We start from the raw sequence: 18,912 nt of genomic DNA on the forward strand, positions 1-18,912 counted from the left end.
TGCCGCTGCGGGGGGAGTCGCAGCGCCACGCGGGTCGAACGAATGCCTGGCCCGCGACGGGCGACGGCGTTGCCGGCCGGGCGTGGAGCTTCCCCACACCACACCCGGCCGGCTGGGCCGCCGCCCGCCGCCCGGGGGTCGTGGGCGGCGAGCGGCGACCCCGCCTGAGGCCAGACCCGCGAAAATCCGGCCTCCGCGGTGTCGCGGACCGCGCTCGGGATCGGCGCCGCGAATCGCCCTCCCGAAGCTTTCGAACATTCGTTCGATGGGTTGAGACTACACCGGGGGGTGGGGGGAGCGGCAGTGGTTGGGGGAGAAAATTCGAACATTCGTTCGGACGATCATCGGCAGCCGCCGCACCGGGGTCGGGTTCGCGCTCATGCCCGGCACCATAACCAGGGGACGACAAAAAATCGCCGCGGCAAACCGGCGAAACGGACACGGTAAGGGGTACATGGGCTAAAACCCATGACCGGGTGACACGCCTGGCCAGGAGCCGACGCCGACCAGCGGGGGTAAGCGAGCAGACCCCGGGGCCGCTCGGCCGATTGCCAGGATCGGCGGGCAAGATGGGGACCATGCAGCCTCATCCCAATGTCCAGGCGGTACAGGACGCGCTCGATGCTGCCGGTGCGCGGGACGCGGCCGGTGGGTCCTGCCGGGTCAAGGTGCTGGCCGAGCCGGTGCACACCGCGGCGGCCGCGGCCGCGGCGATCGGTATCGAGGTCGGGCAGATCGCCAACTCGCTGATCTTCAATGCCGACGGGGAGCCGCTGCTCGTGCTCACCTCGGGCGCGCACCGGGTCGATACCGGCAAGGTCGCCGGGCTGCTCGGGCTGGCGAAGGTCAAGCGGGCCGACGCCGAATTCGTGCGGGAGCACACCGGGCAGGTCATCGGTGGCGTCTCGCCGTTGGGGCACCCGAAGCCGCTGCGCACGCTCGTGGACGTCGACCTCGGGCAGTATGACGAGGTGTGGGCGGCGGGCGGCATCCCGCAGGCGGTCTTCCCGATCACGTACGCCGAGCTGGTGCGCGTCACCAGTGGTACCACCGCAGAAGTGGCGTGATCGCGCGGCTCTATGTCTGGCGGGTGCCGCACCGGGCGGTGCCCGCGATGTTCTGGTCCATGGCCGTCGACCGGCGGAAAATCCGGAAAAAGGCGGACTTCGCCAAGCTGCTCGGGACCGGGAACGGCAGTGAGTTCGGGGTGGGCGCGGCCGATCTGACCCGGTGGGCGGCGATCGTCGTGGGGGAAACGGCGGTGCGGCCGCCGATGCGGGGTGCGTGCGGCAGCTGCACGATCACGCTGGAGCCGATCGCCAGCCGTGGCGCCTGGTCCGGCAAGTCGCCCTTCAGCCCGGAAAAGCTGAAAAATCCGGCATGGGAGAGAACCGGCGCCGCAGCGGGCAAGGCGCGCAGGCCGGCGACCGGCCGGAACGGCGGTCCGGCCAGCGGCGCGGGCGGCGCGCGCGGTGAGCTGGCGGCCGCGTGCGGTGAGATCGCGGCCGCGCACGGTGAAACGACGCACGCGGCGGGCGGTGCGACGACGGCCGCGCACGGTGAAATGGCAGAAGCGGTGGGGGGTGCGGAGCCGATAGCGGTGCTGACCAGGGCGCGGCTCAAGGCGACGCAGGCGTGGGCGTTCTGGCGGGCCATCGATCCGGTGGGGCGCAGCCTGGCCGGCGCCGAGGGGCTGTACTGCGCCTTCGGCATCGGTGAGGCACCCGTAGGATTCCAGGGCACGGTGAGCGTCTGGCGCTCCGCGGCGGACATTGTGCGATTCGCGTACCGTCAGCCCGAGCATGCCGCGGTCGTGGAGCGCACGGCTCGGCAGGGCTGGTATGCGGAGGAGCTGTTCGCCCGGTTCCGCGTGCTCGACATCGACGGCGACCGAGAGGTGATCGGGTGGAGGGACGGCCAGTGAGGCTGGTGCGGTGGCGCGGGGAGGACCTGCTGCAACGCCTCGACGACGTCATCGCCGTGTACGGGGAGGCGATGGGCTACTCCGTGCAGCTGCTGCAGACCCGCCGCGGCTACGTCGCCGGGCACACCCGGCGCGAGTCGTTCCAGGCGGTCGCCACGCTCGACGACGAGGACAATCTGCTCGGGTTCGGGTACGGCTACCGCGGTACCACCGGGCAATGGTGGCACGACCAGGTGCGCAACGCGCTGCGCCGGGACGCGCGCAAGTTCTGGCTGGCCGACTGCTTCGAGCTGGTCGAGCTGCACGTCCGGCCGCACGCGCAGGGGCACGGCATCGGCGCGCGCCAGCTGCACGACCTCCTCAGCACCGCGCACCACCAGACCGTGCTGCTGTCCACGCCGGAGGCGCCCGAGGCGACGTCGCGGGCCTGGCGACTGTACCGCCGGTTCGGCTTCGTCGACGTCCTGCGCCACTTCAACTTCCCGGGCGACGACCGCCCCTTCGCGGTGCTGGGCCGGACGCTTCCCCTGTGAGGCTCTGGTTCGGCCTGGGCGCGCTGGTGCTCGCCGAGATCGGGTACCCGCTCACCGGCGGCCGGGCCCGCGCGGCGCTCGTCGTCGCGACGGTGTGCGCGGGCTTCGCGCTGTCGATGCTGCACGCGTACTCCACCAGGGGCGTGCGGGCGGCCGGAGCGCTGCTGCTGGTGACGACCGGCGGCGGGTTCGCCGTCGAGGCGGTGGGGCGGGCGACCGGCTACCCGTTCGGCGCCTACGACTACACCGGCGCGCTCGGGCCGCGGCTGCTCGGCGTGCCGCTGGTGATCCCGCTCGCCTGGACCTGGATGGCCTGGCCGGCGTGGCTGGCGGCGGGTCGCCTGGTCGCGGGACCGCTCGCCCGCATCGGGGTGGCCGGCGCCGGACTCGCCGCCTGGGACCTCTTTCTCGACCCGCAGATGGTTTCCCAGGGGTACTGGCTGTGGCACACGACCACGCCCGCGCTCCCCGGCGTGCCGGGCATCCCGGTCACCAACTACCTGGGCTGGCTCGGTGTGGCCGTCGCGCTGATGGCCCTGCTGCGCGGCGCGCTCGGGGACGACCCCGCGCGGCCCCGGGACGACGCGCCGATGTACGCGGTGTACCTCTGGACGTACACCTCGAGCATCCTGGCCCACGGGGTCTTCCTGGGCCTGCCCGCCTCGGCGGCCTGGGGAGCGGTGGGCATGGGCCCGGTCGCGGTGCCGCTGGCGGTGCGGCTGTGGCGGCCCTGATCGGGTGCGCGGCGCTGCTCGCGCTGCTGGCCCACACGCTGGTCAACGCCCGCCTGCTGCGCCGCCCGCCGGCCACCGCGCCCGGCGACGGAGCCGGGACGGTCGCGGTGCTGCTGCCGCTGCGCGACGAGGCGCACCGGGTCGAGCCGTGCCTGCGGGCCCTGCTGGCGCTGCGGCCGCGGGTGCGCGTGCTGGTGCTCGACGACGGCTCCACGGACGGTACCGCCGAGCTCGTCCGGCGGATCGCGGGCGAACGGGTCACGCTGCTGGCCGGGCGGCCGCTGCCGGAGGGCTGGCTGGGCAAGCCGCACGCCTGCCAGCAGTTGGCGGAGGCGGCCGGCGACGCGGACGTGCTGGTGTTCGTCGACGCCGACGTGGTTCTGGAACCGGACGCGGCCGGGCGGGCCACCGCCCTGCTGCGGTCGGCCGGGGTGGACCTGCTCAGCCCGTACCCGCGGATCGAGGCGGTAAGCACCGGCGAGCGGCTGGTCCAGCCGCTGCTGCAGTGGTCGTGGCTGACGTTCCTGCCGCTGCGGGCGATGGAGCGCTCGGCCCGCCCGTCGCTGGCCGCGGCCGGCGGGCAGTTCCTCGTCGTGCGGCGGGACGCCTACGAGCGGGCGGGCGGGCACGCGGCCGTGCGCGACCGGGTGCTGGAGGACATCGAGCTGGCCCGGGCGGTCAAGCGGGCCGGTGGACGCATCGCGCTCGCCGACGGCTCCGGGCTCGCGCGCTGCCGAATGTACCCCTCCTGGAACGAACTGGCCGATGGTTACTCCAAGTCGCTGTGGGCCTCCTTCGGCTCGCCGCTCGGGGCCGCCGCCGTGGTCGGGCTCCTGCTGGCCCTCTACGTGGCGCTGCCCGCGACCGCGCTGTTCGGGGCGTGGTACGGCCTGCTCGGCTACGCCCTCGGGGTGGCCGGGCGGGTCGTCAGCGCCCGCGCGACCGGCGGCCGGGCCTTCCCCGACGCCCTCGCGCATCCGGTGTCGGTGCTGCTGTTCGGGTGGTTGATGATCCGGTCGTACCGCCGCAGACGCCGGACGACGTGGAAGGGGCGCCCGGCGTGGCGTCCGTGATCGTCGTCGGCGCCGGCGTAGGTGGGCTGGCGGCCGCCGCCCGGCTCGCCGCGGCCGGGCACGCGGTGACGGTCTTCGAGCAGGCCGAAACGGTCGGCGGCAAGCTCGGCCGGCACGAGCGCGTCACGCCCGCCGGTACCTTCCGGTTCGACACCGGCCCGAGCCTGTTCACCCTGCCGCAGGTCGCCGCGGAGCTGTTCGCCGCCACCGGCGGGGGCGGGCTGGACCTCGTGCCGCTCGACCCGATCGTGCGGCACCGCTTCGCCGACGGCTCCACCCTCGACTCGGCGGCCGGCGACGCGTTCGCCGAGCGGATCGCGGCGGCGTTCGGCGCGCCGGCCGCCGCGGACTGGCGCCGGCTGTGGCGGCGGGCCGGGCGGGTCTGGGCGGCGTCGTGGCGGCACGTGCTGACGTCCCCGGTGGACAGCCCGCTGCGGCTGGCCGGGCTCGCCTGGCGGCTGGGCGACCTGGCCGCGATCGCGCCCGGCCGCACGCTGCGCGCGCTGGGCCGCACCCACCTGCGCGACCCGCGGCTGCGCATGCTGCTGGACCGCTACGCCACCTACACCGGCGCCGACCCGCGCCGCGCCCCGGCCGCGCTGCTGGCGGTCCCCTACGCGGAGCTGGAGTTCGGCGGCTTCTACCTGCGCGGCGGCCTGGGCACGCTCGCCGACGCGCTGCTCGCACGGTGCGAGGCGCTCGGCGTGCGGGTGCGCACCGGCACCGCGGTCCGCTCGATCGCGGTCACCGGCTCGCGCGCCGCCGGGGTGGTGCTCGCCGACGGTACCGCGGTCGCCGCCGACGTCGTCGTCGCCAACGCCGACGCCCTGCACGTCTTCCGCGACCTGCTGCCCGCGCCCGGGCGGGCCCGGCGGCTCGGCGCGCGCAGCCTCGGCGGGTTCGTGCTGCTGCTCGGGGTTCGCGGCCACACGCCCGGGCTCGCGCACCATACGGTGTTCTTCCCGCGGGACTACGACGCCGAGTTCGATGCCATTTTCGGTACCGTGCCCAGGCCGGCCGACGACCCGGCGGTCTTCGTCACCGTGCCCGACGACCCGCTGGTCCGCCCGGACGGGCACGAGGCCTGGTTCGTGCTGGTCAACGCGGCCCCGCAGGGCTCGGTCGACTGGCCGGCCGTCGCGTCCTCGTATGCCGGCCGGGTGCTCGACGTGCTCGCCGAGCGGGGTGTGGACGTGCGGGATCGCCTGCTCTTCCGTGACGTGCTCACGCCGGCCGACCTGGAGGCCGCGACCCGCTCCCCCGGCGGCGCCATCTATGGCACCGCCCCGCACGGGCTCGGCGGGCTGCTCCGGCCGCCCAACCGGGCCCCGGTCCGGGGCCTGTTCCTGGTCGGCGGCTCGGTGCACCCGGGCGGGGGGCTGCCCCTCGTGATGCTCTCCGCGAAGATCGTGGCGGATCTCATCGGAGCCGGTTGAGCAGCGGTACCAGCTCGCGCTCCTCGGTCGCGAAGTGCTCCTCCAGCTCGGCGGCCAGCCGGTCCAGCAGCGCGGCGCCGGACGTTTGCTCCAGCACGGCGCCGGACCTTTGCTCCAGCGCGGCGATGCGGCGGGCGATGTCGGCGTGCTCGGCGCGCAGCCGCTCCAGCACCGGGCCGATATGCGGGAACTGGCGCTCGAGGCGCGGGAAGGCGCCGTCCTCGTTGCGGTGGTGGGCGCGCAGGGACGCGCAGAAGGCCAGGCAGTGGAGCCTGGGATCCGCTCGTACCGCCGCCAGATCCTGCCGCAGCATGGCGTGGATGCGCACCAGTTCCTCGCCCACGGCTTGGATTCGCTCGTCCACCCGGTGCAGGGCCACCACGGGGATCACGCGGTCGGTCCGCTCCTGGTAGGCGGCGTACGCGGGCACGCGGCGGCCCTGCTCGGCGTAGCGGCGGTCGCGCTCCTCGCCTCCCAGGACCTCGGCGCGCGCCTCGAACGTCTCCGCGCCGAGCTCGACGGTGACCCGCGGGTCGGCGCGCAGGTTGTGGTACCAGGCGGGGTGGTGCGGCAGGCCGGCGTTGCTGGCGAAGATCAGGATGCGGTCGCCGTCGCGGGCGCACCCGACGGGCGACGTGTGACGCCGGCCGCTGCGCCTGCCGGTGGTGGTGAGCAGGAGCAGGCCGGCCTGCCCGCGATTGGCTCGGAACTCGTCGATGACCTGCTGATTGAAGTCGGCCACGGCTATCCTCTGGGTGCGCTTTGAATTTGCTTTGCAAGCAAAGCTACTTTGAGGAGAAAGCAGTGTCAACGTCGGTCGACGACGCCATCCGCACCCTGCTGCTGCTGATGCCCCGGCTGATCGGCCGCGCGAAGCGGAAGCCGCCGCCGCCGGAACTGGCCGGGTTCAACCTGGCGCCGCGGCATTTGTCGCTGCTGGCGTACCTGCTGTTCGAGGGCGGGCTGGGCGTCAACGAGCTGGCTTCGCGGCTGGAGGTGGCACCGGCGACCGTCAGCCTGATGGTGGGGGATCTCAGCCGGCAGGGAATCTTGCTGCGGCGGGAGGACGAGGCGGACCGGCGGCGGACGATCGTGAGCATCGCGCCGGAGCACCATGCGGCGATCGACGGCTGGCTGGGGCGGGGGGCGGCGGCTTGGCGGGCGGCGCTGTCACCCTTGACTCCCGAGCAGCGCCGGCTGTTCGTGGACACGCTGCTCGCCTACGAGCGCGCCGCCGAAGACTTGTGAGGTCGGGGCGATTCGGTTTTTCCGGATTTATCCGGCGCTGGCGCGCCAGATAAATCCGACATTTCATGATATTTGTCGCGTCGGGCGGCACGGGCGGATTCAGCGGCGCACTTCGGGGTTGCCCACGCCGCCCCACGGCCGGCGGCGCGGGGCCAGCACGGCGCGCGGTCAGCACGATGCGGGCGCGGCGCGGGGGCGGCACGGGCGCGGGGGCGGCACGGGCGCGGGCGCGGCACGGGCGCGGGCGCGGGCGCGGCACGGGCGCGGCACGGGCGCGGCACGGGCGCGGCACGGGCGCGGCACGGGCGCGGGCGCGGCACGGGCGCGGGCGCGGCACGGGCGCGGGCGCGGCACGGGCGCGGGCGCGGCACGGGCGCGGCGCGCCGCGGGGCGGGGGCAGCACGACGCGCGGGCGGCACGACGCCGGCCGAGAGCCGTCCGGCAGCCGGGCCGGCACGCGTCCGCCCGCCCGGCGTGGCGCTGCCGGCTGGGCGGCCACGTCCACGACCAGAAGTCTCCGCGATCATGCTGTACCCGCCACGACACCAACGGTTTTTCATGATCACGGAGTGATCATGTACACCCGTGTACCGGAAGTCTCCGGGATCATGGCAAACCCGTGGTGCGTCCGCGGTGGGCAGCATGATCACGGAGACATACGTCCGCCCCGGCCACACCGATCGGATGCTCGCCCTCGACGGCGCCCCGCGAAGTGTCGAACTCGTGCGGCGGGCCGGGGACGCCCGAGACATCCGCAACGCCCGGCCGGCCGCGCGGAGCGGGAGCCGGCGCCGACATCAACCGCCGGCGACATCAACCACCACGAACAGCCGCCGTGGGCGTTGGTTCAGCGGAGGGTTTGGTGGACTGCTCGGGCCAGTTGGCCCAGGCCGAGCAGGGACACGGCCAAGGCGACGGCCAGGGTCGGTGTCGCGGCGCGGTGGTCGAGTTGGGTGGCGAGGAGGCCAAAGATCACGAGGAGGATGCGGGTCGGGCGTTCGGCGATCGTGACGGTGCCGATGTCGGGCAGGCCGGCGAGTGTGGCGCGGGCTCGGACGTACTCGTGCAGCCACATCACCGCGCCGGCCGTCGTGGCCAGCCAGAGGGGGGCGCCCAGCAGGGCGAACGCGGTCAGCCAGGCGGCTTCGGACAGGCGGTCGGCGGTTGCGTCGTATACCTGGCCCAGGCGGGTGGCGCGGCCGGTGACCAGGGCCAGGACGCCGTCCAGGGTGTCGGCCACCGCCGAGAGCAGGACCAGGATCGCCGCCACCAGGGGACCGGGCGGGATGGTGGCGGCTGTGAACGGTACCCCCGCGGAAATGACAAGACCTGCCGTTGTCATCGCGTTGGGGTTTTGGACGCCGCTGCGGGCCAAGGCCGTGCCCAGGCGGTGGCACAGGCGCAGCCACGCGCGGGCCGGCGCGGAGGCGCTTCGGGGGTCATAACCGCCGTGGGACGCGGACCAGCGGGTGCAGTAGCCGTCCCAGTCGAGCGGTTCAGATCCGGGCACCGACGCCGAGCTGCTGCCAGACCTCGCGGGTCGCGGTGGAGCGGTTGAACGTGATGAAGTGGATGCCCGGCACGCCCTCGTCGAGGAGGCGCTGGCACATGCGGGTGCAGTGGTCGACGCCGAGGCGGCGGACGGCCTGGGGGTCCTCGGCGATCCGCTCGAACTGGGCGGCCAGCGCCGGCGGGAACGGGGCGCCGGTCAGCTGTTGTGAGCGGGCGATGGTACCGATGGCGGTGACCGGCATGATGCCCGCGACGATCGGGGTGGCGCAGCCGGCCGCGGCGACCCGGTCGCGCAGCCGGAGGTAGTCGTCGACCTCGAAGAACATCTGGGTGATGGCGAAGTCGGCGCCGGCCCGGCATTTGCGCACGAAATTGGCGGTGTCGGACTCGACGTCGGGCGAGCGTGGGTGTTTGTACGGGAACGCCGCCACCCCGATGCTGAAGTCGCCGGCCTCGTGGACCAGGCGGACGAGGTCCTCGGCATACAGGACGCCCTCCGGGTGGCGGACCCACTCCCCCGTCGGGTCGCCCGGCGGGTCGCCGCGCACGAGCAGGAAGTTGCGCACGCCGGCCTCCGCCAGCTGGCCGATCACGTTGCGCAGCTCGGCGACGGAGTGGTTGACCGCGGTGAGGTGCGCCATCGGCAGCAGCGTGGTCTCGGTCGCGACGCGCTCGGTGACGGCCACGGTCGTGTCGCGGGTGCTGCCGCCGGCGCCGTACGTGATCGAGACGAACGACGGCTGCAGCGACTCCAGCTCGCGGATCGCCTGCCACAGCTGCCGCTCCCCCTCCGGCGTCTTCGGCGGGGAGAACTCGAACGAGAAGGTCGGCCCGTGGTGCGCGATCAGGTCGCCGATCGCCGGCGGTCCACCGGGGATGACGGAGGGAAGTCCGAGAGCCACGCTCCGACTCTAGTGCTGAAGTGCGATGGCGGGGATTCTGTCGTACCCCTGGGGTAGAAAAGGGGGGCGGATGGGGGTTGGGCCGGGGCCGCCGCGATGGCCACCGGTCCTGGTCAGCAGCGCTTGGGGGTCGCTGGTTCCAGGAGGTGAGGAATGCCTGGCAGACCGGGTCGGGACCCGGCCACTGACGAGCCGTTCGGCGCCCTGCTCACGCGGCTGCGACTGGCGCGGGGGCGCTCGCAGCTGCACCTGGCGGAGATGCTGTGCGCGGCGGCCGGCGTGCCGACCGTCACACGGCACGAGGTGTCGCGGTGGGAGCGGGGCGAGCGGACACCGGGGCGCGCGTGGTTGCCCTGGATTGCGTTGGTACTCCACGTGCCGCTCGACGATCTCGTGCGGGCCGCGACCAACGGCCGTCGGCCACGCGCCCCGGGCGCCGTCGACGCCCGGCCGCTCCCGGCGCCTCCCCGGCCGCCGACCGGGTTCGGCGGGACCGCCGGGCTGGGCGGCACCGCCGGGCTGGGCGGCACCGCCGGGCTGGGCGGGACCGCGGACCCGGCGCGTCGCACGACGGCCCGGGTCGGTGGCCTGCCTGCGGCGGGGGCGGGCGCGACGAGCGGCGAGGACAGCGGCACGGCGGCACCGGGCGACGGGACGGGCGGGATGAACGGCGGGGGCGATATGGGCAGGGGCGGTATGGGCAGGGGCGGCGGGGTGACTCGGCGGGGTGACGGGGCCGCGGTGAGTGCCGAGCGGATCGCCGAGCTGCGGGTGATGGACGACCTGGTGTCGGGGGTTCCGGTGGTGCGCCGGGTTCGCGACGAGCTCGCCGCCGCGGTTCGCGATGGCGGGGAGCGGCCCGGGCCTCGGCAGCTGGGCATGATCGCCGAGCTGGCCCAGCTGGCGATCTGGGTCGGGGTCGACGCGGGGGCGCCGGTTCGCGGGCGCGGTGTCCGGGGGCTGGCGCGGCAAGGGCTGCGGGCGGCGCTCGACGGTGGGCATCGGGCGCTGGCCGGGCATCTGCTCGGGTGCCTGGCACAACTGCACGCGGAGGAGGGCGACGCGGCCGCGGCGCTGCGGCTGGCGCGGGCGGCGCGGCGGGTGGCCGAGCCCGCCGACGCCGGGAGCCTGGCGCTGCTGTGGCTGCGGGAGGCGGCCGGGGCCGCGGCCGGCGGGGAGCGGCGACGGTGCGACGCGGCGCTGTCCGCGGCGGAGCGGGCGTTCGGGCTGCGCACCGGGGCGCACGATCCGCCCTGGCTGTACTGGTTCGACGCCGCCCACCTCGCCGCCGCGGCGGGGCGGTGTCAGGCGGCGCTGGGGCGGCCCCGGGTCGCGCTGCCGTTGCTGGATGCCGCGCTCGCGTCGGCGATGGGCGACCTGCCGCCGCTCGCGCCGCGCGCGGCGGCCGAGGACCGGGTGGGAAGGCCCGGGACTTCCGGCGCCGCGGCCGATGTTCGGCCCGGAGAGCACAGCGCCGCGGCAGAGGTCCGGCCGAAACGTCCACGCGCCGGGACGGAGCAGCGGCTGGAAAATCCGCGCGCCGGGACGGAGCTGCGGCCGGGAAGGCTGGGCGCCGGGACGGAGCAGTGGCCGGGAATGCCAAGCGCCGGGACGGAGCTGGGGCTGGGAAGGCTGGGCACCGGGACGGAGCAGTGGCTGGAAAGTCCGCGCGCCGGGACGGAGCTGGGGCTGGGGCTGGGGCGGGGAAGGCTAGGCGCCGGGACGGAGCTGCGGCCGGGAAGGCCCACCGATGGGGCGGATCGGCCGGCTGAGCGCGGGCCCCGGAGGATGCCGCGGCCGCGAGCCGGGCGGGCGGCGGAGACGGGGCGGACGGTGCGGTTTCGGGCAGCCGGGCTGGTTCAAGCGGCCCGGGCGCGGGTCCTCGCGCGGAGTGGAGAGGCCGATGCGGCCTGCGCGGCGGCGTCGGCCGCCGTCGGCTTCTGCATCGCCGGCGGGTCGTTGCGGGTGCTCAAGGAGGTGGAGCGGGTCCGGGCCGAGCTGCGGCCGGGGGTGGAGTCTCGGAACTTCGCCGAGATGTACGAGTCCGTGCGAGAAATGTTGCCCGCGCCGCTCAGCACCGGGTCGGAGGTGTCGCGGTTGGCCGACTAACCACCTCGCCGCGAGTTCTTGGTCGCGTCCGCTGGCGTGGTGCGCGAGGGCGGGGCGGACATTGCGGATGTCGCACCTGCCGGGCGCAACCGCCGATCTGTGCGGCCAGGGCGGACAGATGTCTCCGTGATCATGATGCCTGCGATGGCCGCACCACGGGTTTGTCATGATCCCGGAGTCTTTCGGTACACGGGGGTACATCAGCACTCCGTGATCATGAAAAACCGTTGGTGTCGACGCCCGGTTGCGCATGATCGCGGAGAGTTCCGATCGCTGCGCCGCGCTCGATGGCGGCCGGCGCCCGACGGGTGGGACGTGACCGAGTTCTTCGTGGCCTTGCTCGCAACTGGCGGCACAGCGCGGCCGCGCGTGGCGGCGCGTGGCGGCGGAACACTGGCCCGACGCCGCGCCGGGCTTCCACATGCAGGCCCGCGTTTGCCCACTCGACTCCGCTCCCCACCAGCGCGCACCCCCCGGGCGGCCCGCCCGCACCACTGCGGCCCGCCCGCAGCCACGCGGCCCACCCGCAGCCACGCGGCCCGCCTGCGGCCCCGCACCGCGGCCGACCGGATCGGGCTTGCGGGCGAGTGTGGGTTGGGGTGGCGCGGGGCACCGGCTCGGCGGGGGTGTCGGGTGCCGACTAGCGTCTCTGCCGTGACACACCCCTTTCTCGATCGGGCCGAGCTTCGTGTGCGGGTTCGGCGGGCGCTCGATGAGTTCCTGCGGCGGCGGCGGGCTTGGCTGGCCGACATCGATCCCGTGGCGCTTGGGCCCGTGTCGGATGCCATTGAGGGGCTGGTGCTCGGGGGTGGCAAGCGGCTGCGGCCGGCGTTTGCGTACTGGGGGTATCGGGGGGCCGGTGGTGCGGATGCCGATGCGGTCGTGGCGGCGGTTGCGGCGCTGGAGCTCGTGCAGGCCAGTGCGCTCATTCATGACGACGTGATGGATGCGTCGGATACGCGGCGGGGGGAGCCGGCCGTGCATCGGCGGTTCGCCGGGTTGCATGCGGCCAGTGGGTGGCGGGGCGGGGCCGATGGGTTCGGGACGTCGGCGGCGATTCTGCTTGGGGATCTCTGCCTTGTGTGGTCGGACGAGTTGCTGCACGCCAGTGGGCTGGACCCGGCGACGCTGGCTCGGGCGCGGCCCGTGTTCGACGCTATGCGGGCCGAGGTCACCATCGGGCAGTACCTCGATGTGCAGACGCAAGCTACCGGGGACACGTCCACGGCGCGGGCGAGTTTGGTGGCTCGGTTCAAGTCCGCCAAGTACACGATTGAGCAGCCGTTGGTGTTCGGGGCCACGTTGGCGGGGGCCGGGGCCGACCTGGTCGAGGCCTACTCCGCGTTTGGGTTGCCGCTCGGGGAAGCCTTTCAGCTGCGGGACGACGTGCTCGGGGTGTTCGGGGATCCGGCGGTGACCGGGAAGCCCGCCGGGGATGACCTGCGCGAGGGGAAGCGGACCTATCTCATCGCGGCGGCGATCGAGCGGGCCGGGGGCGAGATCTTCGACTCGCGGCTCGGGGATCGGGGGCTCGACGAGGCGGGGGTGGAGTTGTTGCGGCGGGCGATCGTGGAGAGTGGGGCGCTGGAGCGCACCGAGGAGCGGATCGCGCGGCTGACCGAGGCGGCGCTGCGGGCCTTGAACACCGCCGCGATCACCGAGGAGGCGCGGGAGGTGCTGATCGGCCTGGCCGGGGCGGCGACCCAGCGCGCGGTCTGAAAGCGCCGCAAAATCGCCGAGGAGACGACGCGGCAAGCGGCCTGAAAGCCCACAAAATCACCGGGGAGACGATTCAGCGGGCGGTCTGAGATAGGTCCACAGCGACAGCGTGGCCAGGATCAGGGCGAAGCCGAAGGCCAGGTCCTCGATCGGGGCGTGCACCAAGCGGATGCCGAGGATGGCGGACGGGTTGTAGCGGACCACGCCGCGGCCGGTCAGGATGCCGTTGGAGACCAGTTGGAAGACGAACACGATCGGGTACGTGCACCAGAACGTGCGGCCGAGGACCAGGCGCGTGCGAAGGCATAGCACGTCGAGTACCACTGCCAGGAAAACAGCCACGGCCGCGGCGGCGGTGTAGGTCATCGGCGGGACCAGCGCTGCAGCGTCTGCCGGGTGGCTTCGAAGCCCAGGATCGCGCACACGGGCACGACCAGGAAGAACAGCAGTTCCTCCAGGGGCAGGCCGCCGGGCAGGATGATCCCGGCGATCTGCCTCGGGTCGAACGTCCAGTGTCCGGCGTGGATCGCCAGCAGGTCCCAGCCGACGAACGCCGCGGCGATCGGCGTGACGGTGAGCGCCAGGCGGCGGACCTGGCGCAGCACGCCGACCTTCAGCAGCGGCTCCAGCCACAGGGCGCCGGCCAGGCAGCCGGCCAGGACCAGCAGATACGTCCACTGCACCGGTCAGAAGCCCAGCGCCTGCGCGCGGCGCTTGACCTCGGTGGCGCGGTTGCCGGACAGGGCCGCGGCGGGGGTGCCGGGCAGGGTGTCGTCCGGGGTGTACAGCCACCGCAGGGCCTCAGCGTCGTTGTACCCAGCGTCGTACAACAACGTCAGCACGCCCGGAAGGTGCTTGAGCACGCCGGTCTCGGTGACGAAGTCGGCGGGGACGCGCAGCACGCCGCCCTCGCGGACGGCGATCAGCGAGTGGTCGCGGATGAGCTGGTGCGCCCGGTTGACCGGGATGCCGAGGCGCTGCGCGACCTCGGGCATGGTCAGCCATTCGGCGGGTTCGGCGGGTTGTTCGGTCACATCGTCACAGTAGTGCTCGCGCGGTACCGAGGAAGGATTTGGCAGTGGGGCTGTGGCTCAAGGTCCACCGAGAGGTCGCCGGTGCCTGGCGCTCCGCGTGCTACGACATTTCCCGGCACGCGCTGCAGCGGCGGGTCGTGCGGCTGGGGATGGCGGAGACGGCCGAGTTCGGGCCGCGCGGGCATCGGGGGCGGCACGTCGCGCGCCGGCCGCAGCGCCGCCGGGTGGCCGCCACGACCGGGGTCGCGCTGCTGGTCGCGGGCGGCGCGGCGGGCACGTACCTGGCGGTCGCGGGCAGCCTGACGGCGCTGCGGGCCGAGCCGTTCGAGGCGCCGATCGCGGCGCCGGCCGCCCCGGCGCCGAGCACCGAGTTTCCGCCGGCGGCGATCCAGCCGCCGGGGCCGGTGCCGACGCAGGCCCGGCCCCAGGTGCGCCGGTCCGCTCCCCCGCCGGTGCTGGCCCTGCCGCCGGTGCCGGTGCCGGTGGAGGTACCGACGCAGCAGACGACCGACCCCGAGAGCACCCCGACGCCGTCGCCGAGCGGTGCCGGGCCCTCGGAGTCGCCGAGCGCATCACCCTCCGTGGCGGAGCCGTCGCCCTCACCCTCGCCGACAAAGCACTCGAAATGGGGACGATCGGGCGCCGATCCCGCTCCGGCCGGGCAAACCGGCGCCGGGCGCTGAGCTTTCGCCCCGGCCAGCCGTACACTCGCAGCCAATGGATACCACGGTCGCCGATCCACTCCTCGGTGCGCTTGTCGACGGGCGCTACCGCGTTCGCGCGCGTGTCGCCAAGGGCGGCATGGCGACGGTCTACACCGCGCTCGACGAGCGGCTCGAGCGCACCGTCGCGTTGAAGATCATTCACCCGGCGCACTCCCGCGACCCGCAGTTCCTCGACCGGTTCACCGACGAGGCCAAGACGATCGCGCGGCTCACGCATCCCAACGTCGTCGCCGTCTACGACCAGGGCACGCACCACGGCATGCCGTATCTGGTGATGGAGTACGTCCGCGGCCACACCCTGCGCGAGCTGCTCGCCGAGCGGCGCCGCCTGCAGCCGCAGGAGGCCCTCGCGATCATGGAGCAGATGCTCGCCGCGATCGCCGCCGCGCACCGGGCGGGCCTGGTCCACCGCGACGTGAAGCCGGAGAACGTGCTGGTCGCCGAGTCGCCGGGCGAGACGCACAACATCATCGACGGCGTGGTCAAGGTCGCCGACTTCGGCCTGGCCCGGGCGGTGGAGGCGAGCGCCGACGAGAGCGGCTCGCACCTGATGGCCACCGTCGCCTACGTGGCGCCCGAGCTGGTCACCGACGGGCACGCCGACCCGCGCACCGACGTCTACTCGGCCGGCATCGTGCTGTTCGAGATGCTCACCGGCCGGGTGCCCTACGAGGCCGACCGCCCGGTCGAGGTGGCCTGGCAGCACGTGGATCGCGACGTGCCGTTCCCGTCGCGGTATGTGCCCGGCCTGCCCCCGGCGCTCGACGACCTGGTGACCCGGGCGACCCGGCGCGACCCGGGCGGGCGCCCGACCGACGCCGGCGCGCTGCTGGCCGAGGTGCAGGCGGTGCGCGAGGACATCAGCACGGCGACGGCGCAGCGGGCCCGGCCGGTCGCGCCGCCGACCGTCGTGGTGCCGCAGGTGGAGTCGGTGCCGCGCACGGGCGCGGTGCCGCAGATGTATCAGGCCACCCGCCGCCCGTCCTGGGCCCGCCTGCCCGGCGGGGCTCCCCCGCAGCCGGTCGGCCGCCGGCACCGCCCCGGCCAGGGCGGTGGCGGCCTGGAGGGCATGCTCGCGCAGGTCAACGCCAACCCGCGGACCCGCATCGCGGTGATCGCGGCGATGCTGACCTTCGGCCTGCTCGTCGCCGTCGGCGGCTACTGGTTCGGCGTCGGGCGCTACACCGCCGCGCCCGAGCTGACCGCGAGGACCAAGGACCAGGCGATCCACCTGGCCACCACGGCCGGGTTCAAGGTCAAGTTCGACCCGCCGCAATACAACGCGACCGTCCCCAAGGACCAGGTCCTGGAGCAGGACCCGCCGGCCGGCGGGCGCATCCTCAACGGCGGCACGATCACGCTCACGCTGTCGAAGGGTCCGGAGATCTACCTGGTGCCGGACATCGCCGGCAAGGAGTGGGACCTCGCCCAGGTCGACCTGCAGGCGATGAAGCTGGTCGGCAACCGCGCCGACAAGTTCGACGACGCCGTGCCGGTCGGCCACGTCATGGAGACCGACCCGAAGATCGGCACCCAGGTCAAGCCCGGGCAGACGATCACGGTGTTCGTCAGCAAGGGCCCCAACCCGGTCAAGGTGCCGCTGGTCATCGGCAAGCAGCTCGACCAGGCCCAGCAGGCCCTCAGCAAGGTGAAGATCGGGGTCGGCAAGATCGAGGAGGTCGACAGCGACAAGCCGAAGGGCGAGGTCGTGTCGCAGAGCATCGGCGACGGCAACAGCGTCACCGACGGCATGGTCATGGACCTGCAGGTCTCCAAGGGCCCGGCGCAGATCCCGATGCCCGACGTGACCAACCAGCCGCTCGACCAGGCGCGCGCCCAGTTGCAGCAGCTCGGCCTGGTCGTCGACGCGCAGGGCTTCGGCACCGTCCGCCAGCAGAACCCGCAGCCCGGCACGCCGGTCGCGCCCGGCCAGCACGTCTCACTGTTCGCGTTCTTCTGATGTCCGATTCCAGCTTCGCCCCGGTCGGCGGGCACGCGCCCGCCGCCGGGGGCCTGGCCAAGGCCGCGCTGCGCTACGTCGAGCAGACCGCGGCGACGGCGGTGCAGGTCTACGTCTCCAATCCCCGCGGCTGGGCCCTGGCCGCCGGCGACGCCAAGCAGGACGACGCCTTCCTCAAGGGCTGCGCCGACCGCGGGGTGACGGCTTACATCCACGCGGCGCTGCTGGTCAACCTCGGCTCGCCGACGGAGGCGACGGTCGAGCGCTCCGCCGCGACCCTGGAGCACGCCCTGCGCCGGGGCCGCGACATCGGCGCGCGTGGCGTGGTGTTCCACGCGGGATCGGCGGTGGACGCAGGCCATGCCGATAAGGCCTTCGCGACGGTACACCGGGTGCTCCTCCCCCTGCTCGAGCGCGCCGACCGCGAGGGCTGGCCGCCGCTGCTCGTCGAGCCGAGCGCGGGCGGCGGCCGGTCCCTGGCCTCGCGGGTGGAGCACCTGGCCGAGTACCTGGCCGCGGTCGAGGGTCACCCGCACCTCGGCGTCTGCTTCGACACCTGCCACGCGTGGGCGGCCGGGCACGACCTCGCCCGGCCGGGCGGGATGACCGAGACGCTGGACGCGCTGGTCGCCGCGGTGGGGCCGGACCGGCTGCGGCTGGTGCACGCCAACGACTCCAAGGACACCTGCGGTTCGCTGCGCGACCGGCACGAGTCGCTGGGCAAGGGCACGATCGGTGCGGCCGCGTTCGCCGAGCTGCTCAGGCATCCGGCGGTGCGCGGGGTACCGCTGATCGTGGAGACGCCGAGCGGGGCGGATGCCGCCGACCATGCGGCGGACATCGCCCTGCTCCGCGCCGCCGTCCCGGCCTAGTCCGCCGGCGCCATGCTGCTGAAGAAGTGGACGATCTCCTTCGGCGACTCCGGGCTGAAGCACATCTCCAGGCCCTGAGCGGACCCCTCGGCGGCGCCCTCGGCCCGCGGGAACATCGCGGCCTCGTACTTGCCCAGCGCCGTCTCCAGGTCGCCGGGGTGCTCGATGATCGCGAGGGCCAGCTCGGCGGCGTCGAGCATGGCGAGGTTGGCGCCCTCGCCGGCGTAGGGCGACATGACGTGCGCGGCGTCGCCGACGAGCGTCACGCCCGGGACCCGGTCCCAGCGGTGCCCGATCGGCAGGGCGAAGATCTGCCGGGGCGTGATCGTGTCGTCGCACCGGCGGATGAGGTCGGTCAGCTCGGGCGCCCAGTCGGCGAACTCCGCCAGCAGGAACGCCCGGGCGGCCACCGCGTCGGACCAGTCGACGCCGGTGGCGGCGACCCAGTCCTGCGGCACGCGCAGCGAGATGCCGAGCCCCAGGTTGTCGCCGCCGTGGCCGAGGATGCCCCTGCCGTCGGAGAGCGCGAAGAGCACGCCGGGGCCGACGATCGCGGCCAGGTCGGGGTGGCGCGTGACGGCGTCGCTGACGCCGATCTCGATGTGGGAGATGCCGCAGTACTCCGGGGTCGCGGCCGACAGCAGCGGGCGCACCCTCGACCAGGTGCCGTCCGCGCCGACCAGCAGATCGGCCGTCACTTCGGTGCCGTCGGCGAGGCTCAGCCGGTGCCGGCCGTCGCCGAGCGCGGCGACCGCGGTGACCTTGCTGTCCCAGACGATCCGGCCCGGGTCGAGGCTGTCGATGAGCAGGTCACGCAGCGCGGTGCGGTCGATCTCCGGCCGGCCGCCCTCCGCCCCGGCGTCGATGAAGACGTGGGCCGACTTGTCCAGGACGCGCAAGTGCTCGCCCTGCGGGTGGGTGTGGCGGCGGAACTCGTCGAGGAGCCCGGCCGCGCGCAGGGCGACCTGGCCGGACTCCTCGTGGATGTCCAGCGAGCCGCCTTGGCCGCGCACGTCGCGGGAGGCGTCGCGCTCGTAGACGGTGGACTCGATGCCGTGCTGCTGCAGGATGCGGGCCAGGACGAGGCCGGACAGCCCCGCGCCGACGATGGCTACCTCTGACATTTCGGTC

Annotated in this window: 19 protein-coding genes; 12 read left to right on the forward strand and 7 right to left on the reverse strand. The window is 74.1% G+C overall.

Features of this window, described 5'->3' with window-relative positions; all coding sequences use genetic code 11:
• Window positions 1-578 precede the first annotated feature (578 nt).
• From ACQPXD_RS45260 to ACQPXD_RS45285, 6 genes are read left to right on the forward strand one after another with little or no spacing between them, the layout of a single operon-like run.
• Entirely contained in the window at window positions 579-1,067 is a 489-nt protein-coding gene (locus tag ACQPXD_RS45260; protein WP_432829453.1) for a YbaK/EbsC family protein, read from the forward strand.
• On the forward strand, window positions 1,064-1,924 hold the full coding sequence (locus ACQPXD_RS45265) for a monooxygenase (protein WP_432829455.1): 861 nt from the start codon (window positions 1,064-1,066) through the stop codon (window positions 1,922-1,924). Before ACQPXD_RS45260 ends, ACQPXD_RS45265 begins: the two co-directional genes overlap by 4 nt.
• Window positions 1,921-2,457 carry a GNAT family N-acetyltransferase gene (locus tag ACQPXD_RS45270; RefSeq protein ID WP_432829457.1) on the forward strand — a complete coding sequence of 179 codons (537 nt, stop codon included), beginning with the start codon at window positions 1,921-1,923 and terminating at the stop codon, window positions 2,455-2,457. Before ACQPXD_RS45265 ends, ACQPXD_RS45270 begins: the two co-directional genes overlap by 4 nt.
• On the forward strand, window positions 2,454-3,191 hold the full coding sequence (locus ACQPXD_RS45275; RefSeq protein WP_432829459.1) for a carotenoid biosynthesis protein: 738 nt from the start codon (window positions 2,454-2,456) through the stop codon (window positions 3,189-3,191). The genes ACQPXD_RS45270 and ACQPXD_RS45275 overlap by 4 nt, the downstream gene beginning before the upstream one ends.
• Window positions 3,179-4,264, forward strand: coding sequence for a glycosyltransferase (locus ACQPXD_RS45280; protein WP_432829461.1), 1,086 nt, complete (start codon window positions 3,179-3,181; stop codon window positions 4,262-4,264). The genes ACQPXD_RS45275 and ACQPXD_RS45280 overlap by 13 nt, the downstream gene beginning before the upstream one ends.
• On the forward strand, window positions 4,252-5,700 hold the full coding sequence (locus ACQPXD_RS45285; protein ID WP_432844192.1) for a phytoene desaturase family protein: 1,449 nt from the start codon (window positions 4,252-4,254) through the stop codon (window positions 5,698-5,700). Before ACQPXD_RS45280 ends, ACQPXD_RS45285 begins: the two co-directional genes overlap by 13 nt.
• Here ACQPXD_RS45285 and ACQPXD_RS45290 read toward each other — a convergent pair.
• On the reverse strand, window positions 5,684-6,442 hold the full coding sequence (locus ACQPXD_RS45290) for a nitroreductase/quinone reductase family protein (protein WP_432829463.1): 759 nt from the start codon (window positions 6,440-6,442) through the stop codon (window positions 5,684-5,686). The genes ACQPXD_RS45285 and ACQPXD_RS45290 overlap by 17 nt on opposite strands.
• A gap of 62 nt (window positions 6,443-6,504) precedes the next feature.
• Here ACQPXD_RS45290 and ACQPXD_RS45295 point away from each other — a divergent pair, with 62 nt between their 5' ends.
• The gene (locus tag ACQPXD_RS45295; RefSeq protein WP_432829465.1) at window positions 6,505-6,948 is read left to right on the forward strand and encodes a MarR family transcriptional regulator; all 444 of its coding nucleotides are present in this window, start codon (window positions 6,505-6,507) and stop codon (window positions 6,946-6,948) included.
• A gap of 847 nt (window positions 6,949-7,795) precedes the next feature.
• On the opposite strand, the gene ACQPXD_RS45300 is transcribed toward ACQPXD_RS45295, so the two are convergent.
• Window positions 7,796-8,458, reverse strand: a complete 663-nt coding sequence (locus ACQPXD_RS45300) for a CDP-alcohol phosphatidyltransferase family protein (RefSeq protein ID WP_432829467.1) — start codon at window positions 8,456-8,458, stop codon at window positions 7,796-7,798.
• Window positions 8,445-9,362 carry a methylenetetrahydrofolate reductase [NAD(P)H] gene (gene metF / locus ACQPXD_RS45305; protein ID WP_432829469.1) on the reverse strand — a complete coding sequence of 306 codons (918 nt, stop codon included), beginning with the start codon at window positions 9,360-9,362 and terminating at the stop codon, window positions 8,445-8,447. Before metF ends, ACQPXD_RS45300 begins: the two co-directional genes overlap by 14 nt.
• A gap of 153 nt (window positions 9,363-9,515) precedes the next feature.
• Between metF and ACQPXD_RS45310 the strand changes: the two genes are divergently transcribed.
• Complete coding sequence (locus ACQPXD_RS45310) at window positions 9,516-11,471, forward strand: helix-turn-helix domain-containing protein (RefSeq protein ID WP_432829471.1); 1,956 nt, start codon at window positions 9,516-9,518, stop codon at window positions 11,469-11,471.
• 654 nt (window positions 11,472-12,125) lie between these two features.
• Window positions 12,126-13,190 carry a polyprenyl synthetase family protein gene (locus ACQPXD_RS45315; protein ID WP_432829473.1) on the forward strand — a complete coding sequence of 355 codons (1,065 nt, stop codon included), beginning with the start codon at window positions 12,126-12,128 and terminating at the stop codon, window positions 13,188-13,190.
• A gap of 57 nt (window positions 13,191-13,247) precedes the next feature.
• Here ACQPXD_RS45315 and ACQPXD_RS45320 read toward each other — a convergent pair whose 3' ends face one another.
• The 3 genes from ACQPXD_RS45320 to ACQPXD_RS45330 are packed head-to-tail and all read right to left on the reverse strand — an operon-like array spanning window position 13,248 to window position 14,185.
• Window positions 13,248-13,556 (reverse strand): lycopene cyclase domain-containing protein, encoded by a 309-nt coding sequence (locus ACQPXD_RS45320; protein ID WP_432829475.1) that lies wholly within the window; start codon window positions 13,554-13,556, stop codon window positions 13,248-13,250.
• Entirely contained in the window at window positions 13,553-13,873 is a 321-nt protein-coding gene (locus ACQPXD_RS45325) for a lycopene cyclase domain-containing protein (protein ID WP_432829477.1), read from the reverse strand. The genes ACQPXD_RS45320 and ACQPXD_RS45325 overlap by 4 nt, the downstream gene beginning before the upstream one ends.
• 3 nt (window positions 13,874-13,876) lie before the next feature.
• Complete coding sequence (locus tag ACQPXD_RS45330) at window positions 13,877-14,185, reverse strand: Rv2175c family DNA-binding protein (protein WP_432844194.1); 309 nt, start codon at window positions 14,183-14,185, stop codon at window positions 13,877-13,879.
• 83 nt (window positions 14,186-14,268) lie between these two features.
• Between ACQPXD_RS45330 and ACQPXD_RS45335 the strand changes: the two genes are divergently transcribed.
• The 3 genes from ACQPXD_RS45335 to ACQPXD_RS45345 are packed head-to-tail and all read left to right on the forward strand — an operon-like array spanning window position 14,269 to window position 17,781.
• Window positions 14,269-14,907 carry a hypothetical protein gene (locus ACQPXD_RS45335; RefSeq protein ID WP_432829479.1) on the forward strand — a complete coding sequence of 213 codons (639 nt, stop codon included), beginning with the start codon at window positions 14,269-14,271 and terminating at the stop codon, window positions 14,905-14,907.
• Between the two features lie 34 nt (window positions 14,908-14,941).
• Window positions 14,942-16,909 (forward strand): protein kinase domain-containing protein, encoded by a 1,968-nt coding sequence (locus ACQPXD_RS45340; protein ID WP_432829481.1) that lies wholly within the window; start codon window positions 14,942-14,944, stop codon window positions 16,907-16,909.
• Window positions 16,909-17,781, forward strand: coding sequence for a deoxyribonuclease IV (locus tag ACQPXD_RS45345; RefSeq protein ID WP_432829483.1), 873 nt, complete (start codon window positions 16,909-16,911; stop codon window positions 17,779-17,781). Before ACQPXD_RS45340 ends, ACQPXD_RS45345 begins: the two co-directional genes overlap by 1 nt.
• On the opposite strand, the gene ACQPXD_RS45350 is transcribed toward ACQPXD_RS45345, so the two are convergent.
• Window positions 17,778-18,905 carry an FAD-dependent oxidoreductase gene (locus ACQPXD_RS45350; protein WP_432829485.1) on the reverse strand — a complete coding sequence of 376 codons (1,128 nt, stop codon included), beginning with the start codon at window positions 18,903-18,905 and terminating at the stop codon, window positions 17,778-17,780. The genes ACQPXD_RS45345 and ACQPXD_RS45350 overlap by 4 nt on opposite strands.
• Window positions 18,906-18,912: the final 7 nt, after the last annotated feature.

It is taken from the genome of Dactylosporangium sp. CA-092794, from assembly GCF_050948465.1.
GTDB lineage: Bacteria > Actinomycetota > Actinomycetes > Mycobacteriales > Micromonosporaceae > Dactylosporangium.